At 50.6% G+C, this 16,424-nt stretch carries 15 protein-coding genes; 3 read left to right on the plus strand and 12 right to left on the minus strand.

What is annotated here, in order from left to right; genetic code table 11:
• Positions 1-42: 42 nt before the first annotated feature.
• The 10 genes from LZD49_RS25900 to LZD49_RS25945 form a co-directional block, all read right to left on the minus strand.
• Positions 43-573, minus strand: a complete 531-nt coding sequence (locus tag LZD49_RS25900) for an HD domain-containing protein (protein WP_234670598.1) — start codon at positions 571-573, stop codon at positions 43-45.
• Between the two features lie 319 nt (positions 574-892).
• Positions 893-1,942, minus strand: a complete 1,050-nt coding sequence (locus LZD49_RS25905) for an ABC transporter permease (protein ID WP_234670599.1) — start codon at positions 1,940-1,942, stop codon at positions 893-895.
• A 15-nt stretch (positions 1,943-1,957) separates the two neighbouring features.
• Complete coding sequence (locus LZD49_RS25910; RefSeq protein ID WP_234670600.1) at positions 1,958-3,523, minus strand: sugar ABC transporter ATP-binding protein; 1,566 nt, start codon at positions 3,521-3,523, stop codon at positions 1,958-1,960.
• Positions 3,520-4,158, minus strand: coding sequence for a DUF2291 domain-containing protein (locus LZD49_RS25915; RefSeq protein ID WP_234670601.1), 639 nt, complete (start codon positions 4,156-4,158; stop codon positions 3,520-3,522). The genes LZD49_RS25910 and LZD49_RS25915 overlap by 4 nt, the downstream gene beginning before the upstream one ends.
• Before the next feature lie 2 nt (positions 4,159-4,160).
• Positions 4,161-5,117, minus strand: coding sequence for a D-ribose ABC transporter substrate-binding protein (locus LZD49_RS25920; protein WP_234670602.1), 957 nt, complete (start codon positions 5,115-5,117; stop codon positions 4,161-4,163).
• A gap of 27 nt (positions 5,118-5,144) precedes the next feature.
• Positions 5,145-6,593: a DUF1593 domain-containing protein gene (locus LZD49_RS25925; protein ID WP_234670603.1), complete on the minus strand. Its 1,449-nt coding sequence runs from the start codon at positions 6,591-6,593 to the stop codon at positions 5,145-5,147.
• 85 nt (positions 6,594-6,678) lie between these two features.
• On the minus strand, positions 6,679-7,641 hold the full coding sequence (locus tag LZD49_RS25930) for a transketolase family protein (protein WP_234670604.1): 963 nt from the start codon (positions 7,639-7,641) through the stop codon (positions 6,679-6,681).
• 43 nt (positions 7,642-7,684) lie between these two features.
• Complete coding sequence (locus LZD49_RS25935; protein WP_234670605.1) at positions 7,685-8,512, minus strand: transketolase; 828 nt, start codon at positions 8,510-8,512, stop codon at positions 7,685-7,687.
• A 59-nt stretch (positions 8,513-8,571) separates the two neighbouring features.
• A complete protein-coding gene (locus LZD49_RS25940; protein WP_234670606.1) occupies positions 8,572-10,032 on the minus strand; it encodes an L-fucose/L-arabinose isomerase family protein in 1,461 nt (486 codons plus the stop codon).
• 85 nt (positions 10,033-10,117) lie between these two features.
• Entirely contained in the window at positions 10,118-10,885 is a 768-nt protein-coding gene (locus LZD49_RS25945) for a DeoR/GlpR family DNA-binding transcription regulator (protein ID WP_234670607.1), read from the minus strand.
• Between the two features lie 251 nt (positions 10,886-11,136).
• Here LZD49_RS25945 and LZD49_RS25950 point away from each other — a divergent pair, with 251 nt between their 5' ends.
• The 3 genes from LZD49_RS25950 (at position 11,137) to LZD49_RS25960 (ending at position 12,503) form a co-directional block, all read left to right on the plus strand.
• The gene (locus LZD49_RS25950; RefSeq protein WP_234670608.1) at positions 11,137-11,898 is read left to right on the plus strand and encodes a DUF1080 domain-containing protein; all 762 of its coding nucleotides are present in this window, start codon (positions 11,137-11,139) and stop codon (positions 11,896-11,898) included.
• Between the two features lie 102 nt (positions 11,899-12,000).
• Complete coding sequence (locus LZD49_RS25955; RefSeq protein ID WP_234670609.1) at positions 12,001-12,294, plus strand: type II toxin-antitoxin system HigB family toxin; 294 nt, start codon at positions 12,001-12,003, stop codon at positions 12,292-12,294.
• An 8-nt stretch (positions 12,295-12,302) separates the two neighbouring features.
• Positions 12,303-12,503: a hypothetical protein gene (locus LZD49_RS25960; protein WP_234670610.1), complete on the plus strand. Its 201-nt coding sequence runs from the start codon at positions 12,303-12,305 to the stop codon at positions 12,501-12,503.
• A 15-nt stretch (positions 12,504-12,518) separates the two neighbouring features.
• Here the strand turns inward: LZD49_RS25960 and LZD49_RS25965 are convergent, their stop codons facing one another.
• Together LZD49_RS25965 and LZD49_RS25970 are read right to left on the minus strand one after the other, a co-directional pair.
• The gene (locus tag LZD49_RS25965) at positions 12,519-14,540 is read right to left on the minus strand and encodes a glycoside hydrolase family 127 protein (protein ID WP_234670611.1); all 2,022 of its coding nucleotides are present in this window, start codon (positions 14,538-14,540) and stop codon (positions 12,519-12,521) included.
• Positions 14,541-14,584: 44 nt separating this feature from the next.
• Positions 14,585-16,420, minus strand: a complete 1,836-nt coding sequence (locus LZD49_RS25970; protein ID WP_234670612.1) for an exo-alpha-sialidase — start codon at positions 16,418-16,420, stop codon at positions 14,585-14,587.
• Positions 16,421-16,424 lie beyond the last annotated feature (4 nt).

Consider the following 16,424-nt stretch of genomic DNA (forward strand, 5'->3'; position numbering starts at 1 on the left):
TATATACGCAAAAAGCGCAGAAGCAAGCTGTGGCCATTGCAGCTATTTTTTAAACATAGGTAACGGATTGAGTGGATGGCGGAAGAAATTCGCCCCGATCTTTTGGAGCAGAAAAACATGAAAGCCGGCATTAGGGAACTGCTGGCGCAGCTGACTGAGCAATTTCCGGTTGGCTCCGAATGTGAGCACACCCAACGACACATCGGTCCAGTCAGCCTTTCGGAAAGTTTCGGCGGTTATGGAAAATGCCCCGCGGTAAGGGCGGACTTTGTGGTGCCAAAAGATCATGTCGGTGATCTCGGAAATGAGCGCTTCTTGCTTAGTGTCTTTCAGATAAAGTTCCGCTTGCAAAATGGAGGGGGGCAGGTAATCAATGGTGTGGTCTGTCCAGATGCCAATATCGTGGAATACTGCTGCTATGGCGTATTTATCGCGGTTCTCAGGATTTGCGTCACGCATGAGGCAGGTTTCGAAAACTCTGTAAACGTGGTTGGAATACTTTTCAAGGTCAACACCGATTTCCTGCCTGAAACGTCCGAGCAGTTCGTCGATGAGCGGTTCATGATCTCGCATTGCGCAAATTTTGAGTGAATGCGATAATTTACAGATAATCAGGAGAACAGCGCGAATCCCGACATTAATTTATCGTGTAATCCGCATCGGAAACCTGTAAGCTCACACATTCACAACCTCCCGCTTATGCTCCATGACCAGAATGGACCGCTGCGCCGGCCAATGCACCAAATCCTTCGAACCCGCATAACCGGTTTCGGTCCATGTATTTTGATCTCATGCCGTTAATAATAGGATTGCGTGAGTCGGGTGGCAAAAAAGCATTAAGTTAGAGAAGTAATTATAAAAGCATAAGTCCTGGTTTCCACACATAAACGCCCTACTCATTCTTAGCATTTGCCTTATCAATAATCACTGCCAGCAAAATCACCAAGCCCTTCACCACCTGCTGCCAGAACGGTGACACATTTAAAAGCACCAGCCCATTATTCAATACACCAATAATAATTGCCCCCTGCACAGTACCCAGAATGCTCCCGCGTCCGCCTGAGAGCGATGTGCCTCCGATCACAACGGCGGCGATGGAGTCGAGTTCGTAGCTGATTCCCGCGTTCGGTTGGGCGGAGTCGAGGCGCGAAGTGACCATGATCCCGCCCACCGCGGCGAGCGCTCCGGCAATGGTATAGACGATTATTTTAACTCTGCTGACATGAATCCCCGACAACCGCGAGGCACTTTCATTTCCACCGATCGCGTAAATGTAGCGACCTATGCGCGTTTTCTCAGTGAGGAAAACGGCGAACGCTACCACGACAATTGAAATCCAGACCGGCACCGGAATGGCCAGAAACCAGCCTGTACCGATGAACTGGAACGTCTCCCCCAGCCCGCTGATCGGAAAACCGCCGGTCCAAAGCATGGTAAGCCCCCGCGCTACCGTGAGCATGGCCAGTGTGGCGACAAACGGCGGCACGCTGAAACGTGTAATGGCCCAGCCGTTGAATGCACCTAACGCCGAGCCGGTGACCGCGCCGACCAGAGTAGCGCCAAGCAGCGTAAAGCCGATAAAAAGGTTTAGGGAAGGTATCTCAATGCCATTTTTCAGTAAGCCGGCTGTGATGGCCCCACATAATGCCAATACCGAGCCAACCGATAAATCGATTCCGGCCGTGAGAACGATCAAAGTCATGCCTACGGAAATGCAGATATTGACAGAAATCTGGCGCATGACGTTCCAGAGGTTGGAAAAAGTCAGAAACTTGTCCGACAGGATGCTTAATGCAAGGCATAGCAGAAAAAGCGCGATCAAAGACTGAAAGCGCGCGATCGGAAACCGGTTCTGCAATGCAAGCGATCGGCCGTCGGCACCCGATGGTCGGCCGTCAGCCGCAGACTTCTCCCCCGCTATTGGTTGTATGTTTTGTGGCATATGCGATTGTTCGTTCTATGGGGTTTGACCGCCGACGGCCGACCACTGACCGCCGACTGCGGTATGGGTGGCGCCGATAGCCGCTTTTAATATTCCGTCTTCTGTGGCTTCGCTGGCTGAGAATTCGCCATTTATCCGGCCTTCGGTCATCACCAATATGCGGTCGGAAAGGGCCAGGATTTCGGGGAGCTCGGAGGATACGACGAGAATGCCCAATCCATCGTTCGCAAGACGGATAATGAGTTTGTAAATTTCAGTTTTAGCATTAATATCAATACCGCGCGTCGGTTCATCGAGGAGCATCAACTTCGGGCGTGTCGCGAGCCATTTGGCGAGAACGATTTTCTGCTGGTTACCACCACTGAGGTTTTGGGCCTTTTGCGATTTGGAAGGAGTTTTAATGCGCAGTTCGCCGATGTAATGGTCGGCCAGGTCGCATTCTTTGCTGTCGCTGAGCGTGCCCAGGTTTTCCATTTGCTCTAATGTGGTGAGGCTGATGTTGTTTTTCACGTCCAGACCGAGCACCAAACCATCCTTCTTACGGTCCTCTGGCACGAGCGCGAGTCCGGCTGCAATGGCACGCGAAGGCGAATCGCAACAAACCTGCTGACCATCAATGAGCACCTGCCCGCTCGTGTGTGCCGGGTGCAGGCCGAAAATCGACTCCAATAGTTCCGTCCGCCCTGCTCCCATCAGACCAAAAAGCCCTACAATCTCTCCCCTACCTATATTGAAAGATACATCATGCAACACATTCCCCGCTTTCGCCCTACTTTTCAGGTTCAGATTTTTCACTTCCAGCAAGGGCTCGCATGCGCCACGGTCTGCCATTTTACGCATGACCTCGATTTTCCGGCCTACCATTTTGCTGATCAGCTTGTCCTGCGTCATACCGGCCATTTCCCCGGATTCGATGCTTTTGCCGTCGCGGAGCACCACGTAGTTGTCGGCAATGCGGAAAAGCTCGTCGAGTTTGTGGGAGACGTAAACGATGGCTTTATTTTGTGCTTTGAGGTCGGCGATAATATCGAATAACACTTCCACTTCACTGCCGGTAATGGCCGAAGTCGGTTCGTCCATGATAATGAGCTCGGCATCGGAGAGCAATGCTTTGGCGATCTCGACGATCTGCTGCTGGCCTACTTTAAGTTTAAAAACCTGGGACTCTGGATTTACTTTGAGTTTAAGCCGGTCGAGGATTTCCTGCGTCTTTTTGCGCATCCGGCTTTTGTCCATGGTACCATATTGCGTCACCAGTTCACGGCCCAGGAAAATATTTTCGGTAATAGTGAGATAGGGGATGAGGTTCAGCTCCTGATGAATAATGACCACACCCTGTTGCTGAGCATCTTTCGGGCCAGTAAATCGCACAGGCTCGCCTTTGTAATGGATTTCACCCTCAAAATCAGGATAAACCCCCGAAAGGATTTTCATCAACGTCGACTTTCCTGCGCCATTCTCCCCGATCAGCGCCGTCACTTTTCCTGCTTCAATCGATAACGAAACGTCGTCCAGGGCAATTACGCCCGGGAACCGCTTGGTAATTTGCTTCACTTCCAACAATGTCGCTGTGTCCGTCATGGCTTTTCGATTTGGAGACTTACCGGAATGATTTCAATGTTGCCGGTTTGCAAATGCGCCCGGTTCAGTTCAATAGCGCCGTGGAATGCAACACGGTCGCCTTTTTGGACTTTGGATTTAAATGGCGGTACTACCTTTTCGCGAATTATCTTGTTGATTTCCGCCGACACGTTATTGAAATCCATCGAATTGGCAAATGCATTGATATCGATCGCGCCCGAGGCATCGCGGACAGCGTTCCCGAAAATGTATTCCGTCGCAATGCGCACCTGAGGCGTGACTGCCTTTCCATTCGCATCCGTCAATTGCACCGAAACTTCATTTTCATCTACATCGGTTACAACGCCCCGCCCCTTTACCAGGAAATAGCGGATGTTACCAATGCCCAATGCGTGCGAATGCTCATTAAATGCCTTCTCTTTGTCGGCTTTTAAAAGCGAGGTCAATGCGTTTAAGTTCATGGCTTTTGATAAGCCGGGCGTCAGCTTCTTTTCCCAGAAATCTTTGGCATAACCCGCAGCATCGAAAACGGTGTTACCGGCTTTCACCTCATCCAGTTTTTTGAAATACACCGAATTGTAAGCCAGCAATGCAATGGCTGCCGCGTAAATCAGGTATCGGATCGGTTTAGGCATAGCTATTCTTTTTCGCCGTAAGCGGCATAGTTTTCGACATTATCTTTCCGCACCATCTCCACTGCCACCGGCATTTTACGCGGGAAATCGCGTTTGCCTTTGAAGTACTCGTCGGCAAATGTGGCGGCAGTCTGCGCCATTACTTCCGGGAACTGCATGCCCGTCGCCAATATTTTGCCATCCTGAATGGATTTGACCACATCTTCGGCCCCGTCAAAACCAAAAACCTTCACGCGATCGGCCTTTCCGGATGCTACCAAAGCCTGGTAAGCACCCATCGCCATGGCATCATTTCCGCAAAACACTCCGTCGATGTCCGGATGCGCTTGCAGCAACGACTCCATCACTTCCATGGCCTTATTCCGATCAAAATCAGCACTTTGCTGGGCAACCATTTTGAGGCCGGGGTAAAAATCGACCACGCTGTGAAAGCCCTTCGAGCGGTTCCAGGTGTTATTGTCCCCCACCATGCCCAGGATCTCGACATATTTGCCCTTTTTATTCAAAGTCTCAACAAAGTATTTGCCAATCGCGACGCAGCCTGAATAGCTGTCGGACAAAATCTGGGATGTGGCAATGCCATTCGCATTCACCTCGCGGTCCATGCAAAACACGGGTATGCCTGCTGAAACGGCATTTTTAACATTCACAATAGAGCCATCGGCATCCGTTGGATTAAACAGTATGGCGTCGTAACCCGAGGCAATCGCATTATCGAAATGGTCGGTTTCCTGGGCTGTATTGTTTTGTGAATCAAAAACTTTGGATTCGTAGCCAAGCTGCTTCGCCTTTTCCTCCGCTTTTTGGGCTAGGAAAACAAACCACGGGTTATTGAGCGTTGAGATCACAATCGCGATTTTTTTCGGACGATCTTTGGATTCTTTTGTTTTACAACCGATAAATCCAAGTCCGAAAAAGATGCAAAAAAGCGCTGTTCGGTAAAGTATGCTGATTTTCATGCTGTAATGGGTTTAGGCACCCGGTGGTTATGGGTACACGGTCACGATCACGCGCTGGTAACGCGTCAGCGACGGCGCGCCATTGTCGGTCACGGCGAGTACCACGTGAATGGTCTCCGGCTTTTCCACCTTTGGAGCCACAAAAGACGTCTGGGCCGCTTTTATATCCTTGATGCCGATGGGTTCTTTGCTGTTGTAGCTGCCCGGCTCGGGGTAATAGATCCATTCGTAGGCCAGTGCATTGCCGTCGGGGTCCTGCGAACCTTCGGCATTCAGTTGCACTGTTTCACCCGCTTTCGCCTGAATGCGTCTACCACCCTTTACAACCACTTTCGGCGGGTGGTTGGCTTCCTTGTAAGGTTTAATGGTCCAGTCCATCCGCGCGGCGAAGTCGTGCTGAAATGCCTCCCGCCAACGCCAGAGCGTAGCTTTGTTGCTGGTGTGGAAAGCGCCGTCGACGCCTTTCACCTCATCTGTTGCATCGGTGTAGATCGGGCGGGTTTCGGGTTCGTAAAAATATTTGAGTGTGCGTGGCGTGTAAAGTTCGTACCGTCCTCCCCAGCCGCCGTATTCAGGGTGATCAGGGTCGTTGAGACCATTATTGACCAATCCCAAAAATGATGGTGTATCACCTTCCATCAGGAATTTGGTAAAAGGGTATTCCGCGCCCATCGGGCCGTGACTGCGCACGTTTTCGTCGAGCCAGGGATTGTCTACGATTTCAAAATTGGCGCCGGTGAAGCGGCCGTGGAACTTATCGCCGCTGATGCCCGACCACGTTGCATAATGGTAAGCCCCCGCCGCGTGGTAACCCGGACTGCCGACGTAAAACAATTCAGGAAAGGTTTTTCTGATCCACGGACCGGTATCGTCCTGGTCAGAAATCGTATACATTCTGATTTTGGATACAAATTTTTGCAAATCCTCGGGCGAACGCGTCATCTTTACCTTCCAGAGTGCCTGCGCCAGGCAATTAGCCCCGCCCCATACGGGAATCCAAACCGGACGATCGTCCTTTTTATCTACAACCTTAATAATCCATTCAGAACCTTCCGAATCCTTGCCCTTACCCACCGCGTTCATCCCAAATTCGGGATAGCCGCTTTTGGTAATGCTCAGCAAATATTCGGTTTCGGGATAACCTTTTTCGTGCAGCAGCAGATTGCCGCGCACTTTTCCATAGGCATTGATCAGCTGTTTGATCTTCTCGGGCGCAATGCGGTTTTTCTGGTGAATGGAAGTCGTCGCCACAAACCCTTCGACATCCCATTGGTTGGAGTAAGTCAAAAACCGGATCATCGACTGCGTGTCGTCCGGCTCGTTTTCAATGTCCGTCAGCACCAGCACGCGGTGTCTGGGCGTGTCCACGCCGGGCATTCCCACTCCGGGCGTCTCCACGCCGGGCGTCTCCTGGGCAGATACCACACCCGTAAAAAGCAGCGCGGCACCACAGATCATTTGCCTTATCAGTTTCATAAATTTTGACCAAATAACCCTATTTGAAAAAGACCTGGTTTGACAACGACTTGTTTATCGCGCATCTGCACTGACAAACGAAAGCCTATTGAACCAGGCCAAGCGCCGCCCCAGCGATGCCCGCTTCTGAAATACCGTAGTGATTGAAAATCTCCGTTTGGGAGCCGGTAACCGTGTATTCGTCGGGTATACCAATGATCCTGAACCGATTGTGGTAATTGTTCTGGATCAGAAATGAAGCGCATGCTTCGCCCAAACCGCCGTAAACGCTGTGCTCTTCTACTGTGATGATTGGTCGGCCAGTGGCTGCGATATTTTGCAAAAGACCGTAATCCAAAGGCTTGATCGTATGCATGCTCACCACGGTTGCCGATACATTGTACTCGCGTTCGAGCTTTTCGGCGGCCAGCAGGCCGGGCGCTACCGTTTCGCCTGTTCCTATAATGGTAATATCCCTTCCCTCGCGCACAACGCGGCCTTTTCCAAATTCAAAGGTCTTTTCGTCCTCGGAAAGCAATGGCATTTGTTTTTTCCCAAAACGGATGTAAACCGGAATGTCGGATTCGGCGGCCAGCAAAATGGCCTGTTCGGTCTCGAAATTGTCTGCCGGTGCCACTACAATGAGGTTATTAATGGTGCGCAGGACCGCGAAATCGTGCAGGCTGTGGTGTGTGGAGCCCAATGCACCGTAGCTCACACCGGCGCTGATGCCGATCAGTTTGACCGGATTATTGGAATAAGCCACATCGTTTTTGATCTGTTCCAAAGCACGGGCCGTGAGAAAGCACGCAGGCGAAACAGCAAATACCTTTTTTCCCGCCGAAGCCAGGCCGGCCGACACCCCCACCAGGTTCTGCTCCGCAATGCCTATTTCGACGATCTGCTCGGGAAATTTCTGTCCGAATGGCACCAGCTTCCCAGAGCCACGCGAGTCGCTCGTTACCACGATAATGTCCCTGTCGTTCTGGGCGAGTTGCTGCAATGTGCCTGAAAAAACTTCCAGGTTGGCGCGTTGCTTTACCGCAATGTTCTCAATAGTCGCATCCACTATTTCTTCGGTTTAAATTCATTGTCAGGTTTCCGGGAATGGCTCAGGATAGTGTTTCTTCCAGTAAATCCAGCTCCTGTATTGCATCGGCGTACTGCTGGTGGTCGGGTACGCCATGATGCCATTTCAATTGATTTTCCATGTAACTCACACCCTTACCTTTCACGGTATGCGCGATGATCATGCTTGGCTTCCCCGGCTCAAACGGCAGCGCATCGAATGCGGCCATGAGCTCACCTACATTGTGCCCGTCCACATGCCGCACGGACCATCCGAATGCTTCGAATTTTTCATCCACCGGATCGGTATTGCATACGGCGCTGGTAGGGCCGGTGATTTGTAGGTTGTTCTTGTCCAAAATGGCGCAAAGGTTATCCAGCTTGTAATGCGAGGCCGATAATGCCGCCTCCCAGTTGGATCCTTCGGGCAGCTCGCCGTCGCCAAGGACTGTAAACACGCGGTAGTTGCGCTTATCAAGCTTTCCGGCAATGGCTGCGCCTACGCTCAGCGACAGGCCGTGGCCCAATGCGCCGGTATTCTGCTCTACGCCATGTACCTTGCGCGTCGGATGACCGATGTAATGGGACTGGTATTTGCAAAGCGTATCAAGGTCCGACTCCGGAAAAAAGCCCCGCGATGCGAGTACCACATACAATGCTTCCACGGTATGCCCCTTGCTTTGAATGTACCGGTCACGGTCGGGCGAGCCGAAATGGGCAGCGTCGACATTCATCGTATAATTGTAGAGTACATTCAAAATATCGATACACGACAGGCTACCGCCGGTGTGGCCCGCTTTGGCCTGGTAGATATATTTGAGTATTTTCTTGCGGTACTCCACCGATTTCTGCGCCAGCTCCTTTTCCGACATGACTTTTAGTATTAGCCCGGCATTGCGGCCGATATTCGTAATTTCCGATAGTTCAGGGTTCAGTTTTGCGAAACGAGTTCGCGGTCGGGAACGCGGGTGGGATGCGATTGCTGTGCGGGTTCATCAAAAACCTGCACTTCCCAGCCCATATAGTTGCCCAAAGCTTCTTTTAAAATGCCTGCCGTCTTCGACGCATTCATCACTACATGGTGTTCGAAACCGTTGCGGCAGATGTAATTCATCAGATTTTGCAGGTTCGGAATCTCGGCCACGGCGCGGTTACCGAATGTTTTCAACGTATCGTCCGTCAGCCGCCCCTCGCCTATGTACGCCTTCATCACGCCACGCGGGTCATCCGTGCTGATGCGCCCGTACGTAAGCGGCATCGCGGGTGTGCGGCCCGCTAATGCGCCCCAGGTATTCTCCTCTCCCACCGATGTGCCCAAAATCGGCGCTGTCGCGATTTCGATATCCGGCAAAAACGACTTTGCCCAGTTACCGCAATGGAACAGCACGCATTTGTTATCGTCGTTGGCATAATTGTTATTCCAATCCACAAGCGCGCTCGGCGAGCCCGACGCCAGTTGTAATGCATACATACTTAATGTACCCGTTACATCCACTTCACAGCCGCTAGGCATCATGTTTTCACTCATCATGCTCATGCTCGTGCACACATTGCAACCATAGTTCTGTTGCACCGAGGTCCAGCATTGTATCGCCGTTGCGTCCAATGCATTAGCCTCAATAAAATCTCCCAAAACCACATCCAGCTTGGCCATTTGGATCAATGCCTCATCCGGTGTGCGCCCCCGTGAGGCGTAGGAGGTGATTTTATCCAAACGTTCCTTCACTTTCGAATCCTGGGCAGTCAGCTTATTCGCATTGCCCAAAATCTCCGACAGATCGACTGTCACAACCGAAATGCCGTTGCGCTGCAATATTTTTTCGCTGTAACGCACCGTGTTAAAGCCACCGGGACGAGCGCCTATCGCCCCGATCCGGACATTGCGCAAGCCTTTCGTCACGCGGCAAACCGCCACAAAATCGTTTAAATCCCTGATAAATGAAGGATCGCTTGGATGCACGACGTGTTTCGTTGTCAGGGTATATTTAATGCCAAACTGATACAGGTTGTTGCAGGCCGAGATCTTCCCGCACCACGAGTCGCGGCGGCGGGCCACATCGAGCTTGTCCAGATCGTCGGGATAGCCTTGCACAAGGACGGGCACATTAAGATCTGCCAATTTCAACGTCTCAGCAATGCCGCGTTCATCACCAAAATTGGGCAACACCACCAGCACGCCGATAATCTCATCCCGGTGCGCCCGAAAAAGGGCAGCACATTTCTGCGCGTCCTGGAACGTCTCGACGCCCCCGAGCTTAGTAGCTCCGGTATCGAGCATAACCCCGTTGATATTCAATTTTTTAAGCAAATCAACGATCTCCACCCGCGCCTCGGCCACCAGCCGGTCCGGAAAGAAATCCCTGTTACCAATAATGACTCCGATACTTTTCATGTTCATGGTATGTATAAAAAATCCTCCCACCTCCATCCTCCCTCAGATCCATTCCCGGTTCCACCGCGGCTCATTCACAATTCCCCTACTCCGCAATGATCAGTTCTATTTCGTTATCATGAAACAACTGCTGATGCTTCTCCTCGATCCCCGCGTCGGTAATGATGTAATCGATCAGCGACAGAGCCCCAAGGCTTGCAAATGCACTTTTCCCAACTTTGGTAGAGTCCGCCACGAGATAGGTCGTATCTGCCGCGTCGATCATTGCCTTTTTTACTACTAAATCACTGATACTCGGATAAGTAAGCCCTGCTTTCAGTGATAATCCTGCCGTGGCGAGGAACAATTTCTGCACATTCAGGCCTTTGAAAAAGTCCGCCGCCTTCTGGCCCGTCAGCGATAAGGTTGGTGGCTTGAACTCGCCTCCGGTCATAATCACCTCAATGCCTGTTTCAGCCCCGAGGATCAACGCGATGTTCAGCGCATTGGTGATCACCGTGAGGTGCTTGTTGCTGCCCCGCAGCTTTTTCGCGATCTCGGTCGTTGTCGAACCCGAATCGAGGATGATCGTGTCACCATTGGAAATAAATTCCAGGCATTTGGCGGCGATCAATTCCTTTTTATCCAGATTTTCCTGGTTAGCCAGTGAAAAATTGCGAACCTGGTCTTCCACATTTTTCAAAAATGCCCCTCCATGTTCTTTGATCACCAGACCGTCCTTTTCGAGCTTGTCCAGGTCCTGCCGGATGGTCACTTCGGTCACTTTAAAAAGCCGGGCGAGATCAATCACCTTCGCCGAGCCGTCTTCTTTCAACAGTTCAAGTATTTTTTCCCTTCTCTGATTTGCCAGCATGGTATTAACTTTTGTTTTTTACCTAAAAATAGAGGGAAAAGAAACAATTCGTCACATACTAACAAAAAATAAACCTATTTACAGGTCAAATAGAATACCTAAACTCATTAAAAGCAAATTTACGTAAATAAAAGAAAATAAAAATAGAAATTTGAAAATAATAGTGAGTTATTGTGCTATTATTTCTCTGTATAACCACACGTCCTGATTTGCACTTCATCGGAAATCAGGCACCTTCATCGTAATGCGCAATGAAAAAGCTACTGATCAGCATCTTGTTCTTGTATAACAGCGGATTAGCATTCGCACAATCTGTAAAGGAAGAGAAACTACCGCCACCGTCGGCTACCGAAGACTGGTCGGTAAAACCACCGCTCGTCACACCCGGCGAAAGCTACCCGCAACCTCCGTCGGACGCTATCCTATTATACAGCGGCACGGGCGACGCGGCCAAATGGGAACACCCGAACGGTTCCCCGGTCAAATGGCAATCCGACGGCGACGCGCTGACCATTGTGCCCAAAGCCACAGACATCCGTACCAAACAAAAATTCGGCAACATCCAGCTCCACCTCGAATGGCGCACGCCCGACCCGTCCGAAGACAAGGATTTTAACCGCGGCAACAGCGGCGTGCTTATCATGGGATTATATGAATTACAGATTTACGAATCGTGGAACTACAACAGCAGGATCTACTACAACGGCCAGGCCGGCAGCGTGTACAAGCAACACGCTCCCCTCGTAAACGCCGCCCGGAAACCACAAACCTGGCAGACTTACGACGTCATCTTCGAAGCACCCATTTTCCGCGCCGACAAGACGTTAGAAAAGCCGGCTTACATGACGGTTTTCCATAATAATGTATTGATATTAAACCATGTGGAGTTGAAGGGACCCATGGTGTATCAGGGGTATCCGAAGTATCAGTATCACGACGCGAAGCTGCCTTTGCAATTGCAGGAGCACGGGAGCAGGGTGAGTTTTCGGAATATTTGGGTGAGGGAGTTGTAGGTAGATACCGTTTATTCACTAAAACATGGCATTTGAGAAGCAAATTTGAGTCACAGCAAGAAGATTTTACAAATTGAAGCAGTAACTTCAAATAGTAAACCAGTGGTTGTTGTTTCTCGCAGAGCGATCAGATCATTCTGTACGCACAGTCCGGAACTGGAAACAGCGTTGGACAAATGGTACAAAGAGAGCCGGAAAGCCGACTGGGCTAGTTTTTCCGCACTACGGCAGACATTCAATGCCACAGATTCCGTAGGCAACGGTTTGTTTGTCTTTAACATTGGCGGCAACAAATGCAGACTGGTGGCAAGGATATTTTTTAGAAAGCGAACACTCTATATTCGCTTCATAGGCACACACAAGCAATATGATGAATTAGATTTGTCAACATTGTAGGATACCATATGGAAACTTTGCATTCAGAAGAAGAATACGAGGCTGCACTTGAAGAGCTCAACACCCTAATGAAAAAGGGTGAAGAAAACATATCCGATGCAGAAGCAGACAGAATCGAAGTGCTCGCATTGGCAATTCAGGCATATGAAGAGATTTACTACCCTTTCCCAATGCCTAAAAATGCACCTAAACTCGTCGGGCACAAATAATTACGCAGCAATAATCTACCGCACCAGCGGCAGCCAAACCGACATATCCCCATGCCCTCTATTACCCCAGGCATAGTACGGCACAAGTCTTACTGGAATTGTTTTAGGCGCTTCGGCTGACACTTCGCGATAAAGCTTTTTGCTCCAATCCGACTCATTCACCAGCACCGCATCGCCCTGCAAGCTCATTACCGGGCTGTTTTCGATGGTTAACAAGGCTGGTTTGAAATTATTCCTGGCCGCAATGGCCACGTCGAAAATGCTCTTGCCTTTGGGTAAATCAATGGATTCAACGCAGTAGACCACCGGTCCGCGCTTGACGGCAACCTGGTTACGCGTTTCCTCAACCAGTGGATTAGATTCGATCAATTTGACGGGCATATCCAGCACCAACTCGATTTTATCGCCTGATTTCCAGGCACGCTTCACTTCGGCATAAGCACCCGATACGAGTTTCACGGACTCACTTTTACCGTTAACATTCAAAGTCGCCTTGCTGCACCAGCCGGGAATGCGGAAAAACAGCGATAGTGCTTCCTTCGGCGCTTCTTCGAGAGCCACCACTACCTTTCCATTCCAGGGGTAATCAGTGGTTTGCGTGAGCCGTAGTTGGCCGCCTTTCCATTGCGTTTGAAATTTATTCCCACCATACAAATTGAAAAACACGCCCGCATCGGAAAGGCTGTAAGCATATTGGCTCACTTCCGCGACGGTGCGGACCGCGTTGGGCGGGCAGCAGTTCGACTTCGAAATATAAGCTTGCCGGTCCTTTTCCCAACGTTGCTTGAATGGCAATGCGTCGGAATAGGCCAATGGGTTGGTGTACAAAAACTTATCCCCTTTCAAATTGATACCCGACAGCACTGAGTTGTACAATGCCAGCTCTACAACATCCGCATATTTTGCATCGCCGGTAATTTGCAGCATGCGCCAGTTCCAGAGGACATTGCCGATGTTGGCGCAGGTTTCGTTGTGGGCGGTGAAATTGGGGAGCTGGTAATCGCGACCGTAGGCTTGATGGATTTTCTGGACGTCGTCGGGCTTATAGGACGTGCCATCAGGCGAGACGCCGTCGTAAAGCGAGCCACAACCGCCGGTTACGTACATTTTGTGCTGGGTCACGTCTTCCCACATGGTATTCAGTTGCGCGAGCAGCGCCTCGTCACCTGTTTCTGCGTACACATCCGCCACACCCGCGTACAGGTAATTGGCGCGGACGGCGTGGCCCATTACTTTGGTTTGTTTCAGGAATGGAATGCGGTCCTGGTTATCGTCGGTGCCTTCGCTGGCGCCTTTGATGGCGATCAGGTGTTTTACGAGCGTGAGATATTTTTCGTCGTGGGTAGTGCGGTAAAGTTCCGAAAGGCCCATATAATGGGAAGGGCATATGGCATTGCGCGATTGCTCCGGCGTGGCTGAATTATAGAAAGTTATCAAAAAACCGGCCGCGTTTTTGGCGACATTCAGCAGGGTCGTTTTGCCTGTGGCGCGGTAATGCACGCAGGCGGCGGTCATGAGATGCCCGAAGTTATAGGCTTCGAAACTGAGCCGGTCCGCAAACATTTTACCTTCGCCATTTTGCTTTTGCTCAATGATAGCTTTGGTATAAATATAGCCGTCCTCGCGCTGGGCTTTGGCGATCACGGCGATGGTTTTATCCATCAGCTCATCCAGCTTCGGATCTTTGGTAGCCGCATAAAGGCTTGCTACGGCTTCGAATGTTTTATAAAAATCCCCGTCATGAAAGGAAGGTCCTTTGAAATTTCCCGGCTCCAAACCCGCGGCGATTTCGAAGTTGCGGAACGAATGGCTCAGATCTGGGTCTGTATAGGTTTTCCAGAGCTGCGGAACCATCGTTTCGCGGCAAACTTTAAAGCGGTCGGCCCAGAAGCCTTGTGTCCATTCCACCGCGGTCATGTCGGCACCGTGAAGTTTGGCAAATTTGCTTTGAGATGTATTCACAAGTGCTTTTTCCTGCGCGAAAGCATGTAGCCCGAGCCCAAGTGAGAGCGCTATGATGATTTTAGTGGTTTTCATAAAGAATCATTTCGATTGGCACCTCTTTTCAGGAATGCATGCATTTAAAATGGCTTTGTAATTAAATAGTCAATTTCAAAAACGGCTTCCGGGTCTTTTAAACCGCCATTCGGCAGGTCATACATCTGATCTGTCGGCGTGTCGGCATCCGGGAAACGGCGGGTGTCGCCGGTTCGGAAGGCAATGCGGCAAATGGATTCGAGCGGCGCGAAGAGTACTCCCGTGCCTACCTGCTTGCCGTTCACAATGATACTGTAAAGCCGCGTCTCGGTGTTGGCCTGGACTTTAATGTCGTAACGCTGACCTTTCTGATAATTCAGCAGATTTTTGTTGCGATAGCCCGCCTTTGTCCTGAGTACACCCGTTGAATCAAAAGACAAACGAATGCCCGGCGTACCCTTGGCATCGAGGAATTCTATATCCAGCAAACCAGAATTGTTCTGGCCGGGTGTTACGGAAAATTCGGCGGCCAGTTTCTTTGTCACGGGAATCACGCGCTCTACCCGCGCATAATCGAAGTGATCGGCATCTTTGATGACCAATGCCTTGCCATTTTGTCCCTTTCCGATAGCAACCGGTGCCTGCAATGGGCTGTAAACATTCCATTCGGCCAATTCCTTGCCCTCAGGCATTCCGGCAAACCGATCGGCGGCATGTTTTTCAGCCCTATCCCGCACTGGGACAGGGATTTTCGAAACCCAAATGTCTTCTTTGTTCATGCTGTAAGTCACCCACAGATTGCCGTCAGGCGGCGTACCGTCTCCTTCGGAAATGCCACGAACATATTGCGGGCCATACGATTTATAGTTGCCACCGTAACGCATTGACGTGATTTCGCCATTTATGAGTAACAGGTTTTTGTAATTCAGACCATCGTCACTCACTGAAATCGCCAACGGCCATCGGAACTCCGACGGATTGTACACCGTCGCGTATTTGCCATCGGAAGTTTTCTGTCCCCAGATCTTCGCATTGCTATTCACAAAACCCGGCGCACGTTTGGGATTATAGAGCCAGGTTTTGCCTTCATTTTTGCTGATGCTGGTCAATGCATTTTTCCAGAGCCCGACCACTCGTCCATCCGGCAAATGATAGTAACTAAATGCCTTATATTCACCTTTCAAACTAACCACCGGATCATTACGATCAGCTTCTTCGACCCATTGCTGGGTAACAAGTTTATTCGCCAGCAGTTCGTCACAGGCTTCCACAAAACCTTTATCAGCACTTTCGGTGTACATCGGGTAATCCGACGGTTGTTTCCAGGAAGCATTATGGCGTATAAAATAAATCGGCCCGTAGCTGCCGTCCTTTTTTACTTCCCGCACTACCCTGCCGATGCCATTGCCGTCGTTCGGATCATCTTTGGCATCGAGTACCACTCCGAAATAGCCTAATGTAAGTAGCCGGTTGCTTTTGGAAACATAAAAGCCCATGCGCTGATGCATTACCGCATATAAATCTTTCGCGACGCCCGGGTGGCCCTCCTTCTTTGTGCCGTCCGGGATTTTGTAAGGTGGAAAAATCGCGACCGGTTTCGTCCAGGTTTTGCCGTCTTTTGAAGTTTGCAACAATGTTTGTCCGGGCGGAATATGTTCGCCTACCGGGTTACTGAGATAGTTTAAATAAAATGTCCCGTTCCAGTAAGCCAGCATTGGCGCGTGGTTGTACGTCCAGGTTACGGCCGAATCCTTGCTGGCGTCGGTGCGGTTGGCCCGTAATGTCTGGTAAGAATGCACGCCGATAGCCGGGCTCAGCTGCCCGTGATGATAGTCTACATTCACGAGCGTTTTACCCGTGTACCTGATCGTATCCTGCCCGTTCGAAGCAGCACCGGTAGCCAGGCATAAAGCCGCAATTCGTAACAATTCTTTTCGCATAGCG

The sequence above is a fragment of the Dyadobacter sp. CY261 genome (genome assembly GCF_021440085.1).
In the GTDB taxonomy this organism is placed as follows: domain Bacteria; phylum Bacteroidota; class Bacteroidia; order Cytophagales; family Spirosomataceae; genus Dyadobacter.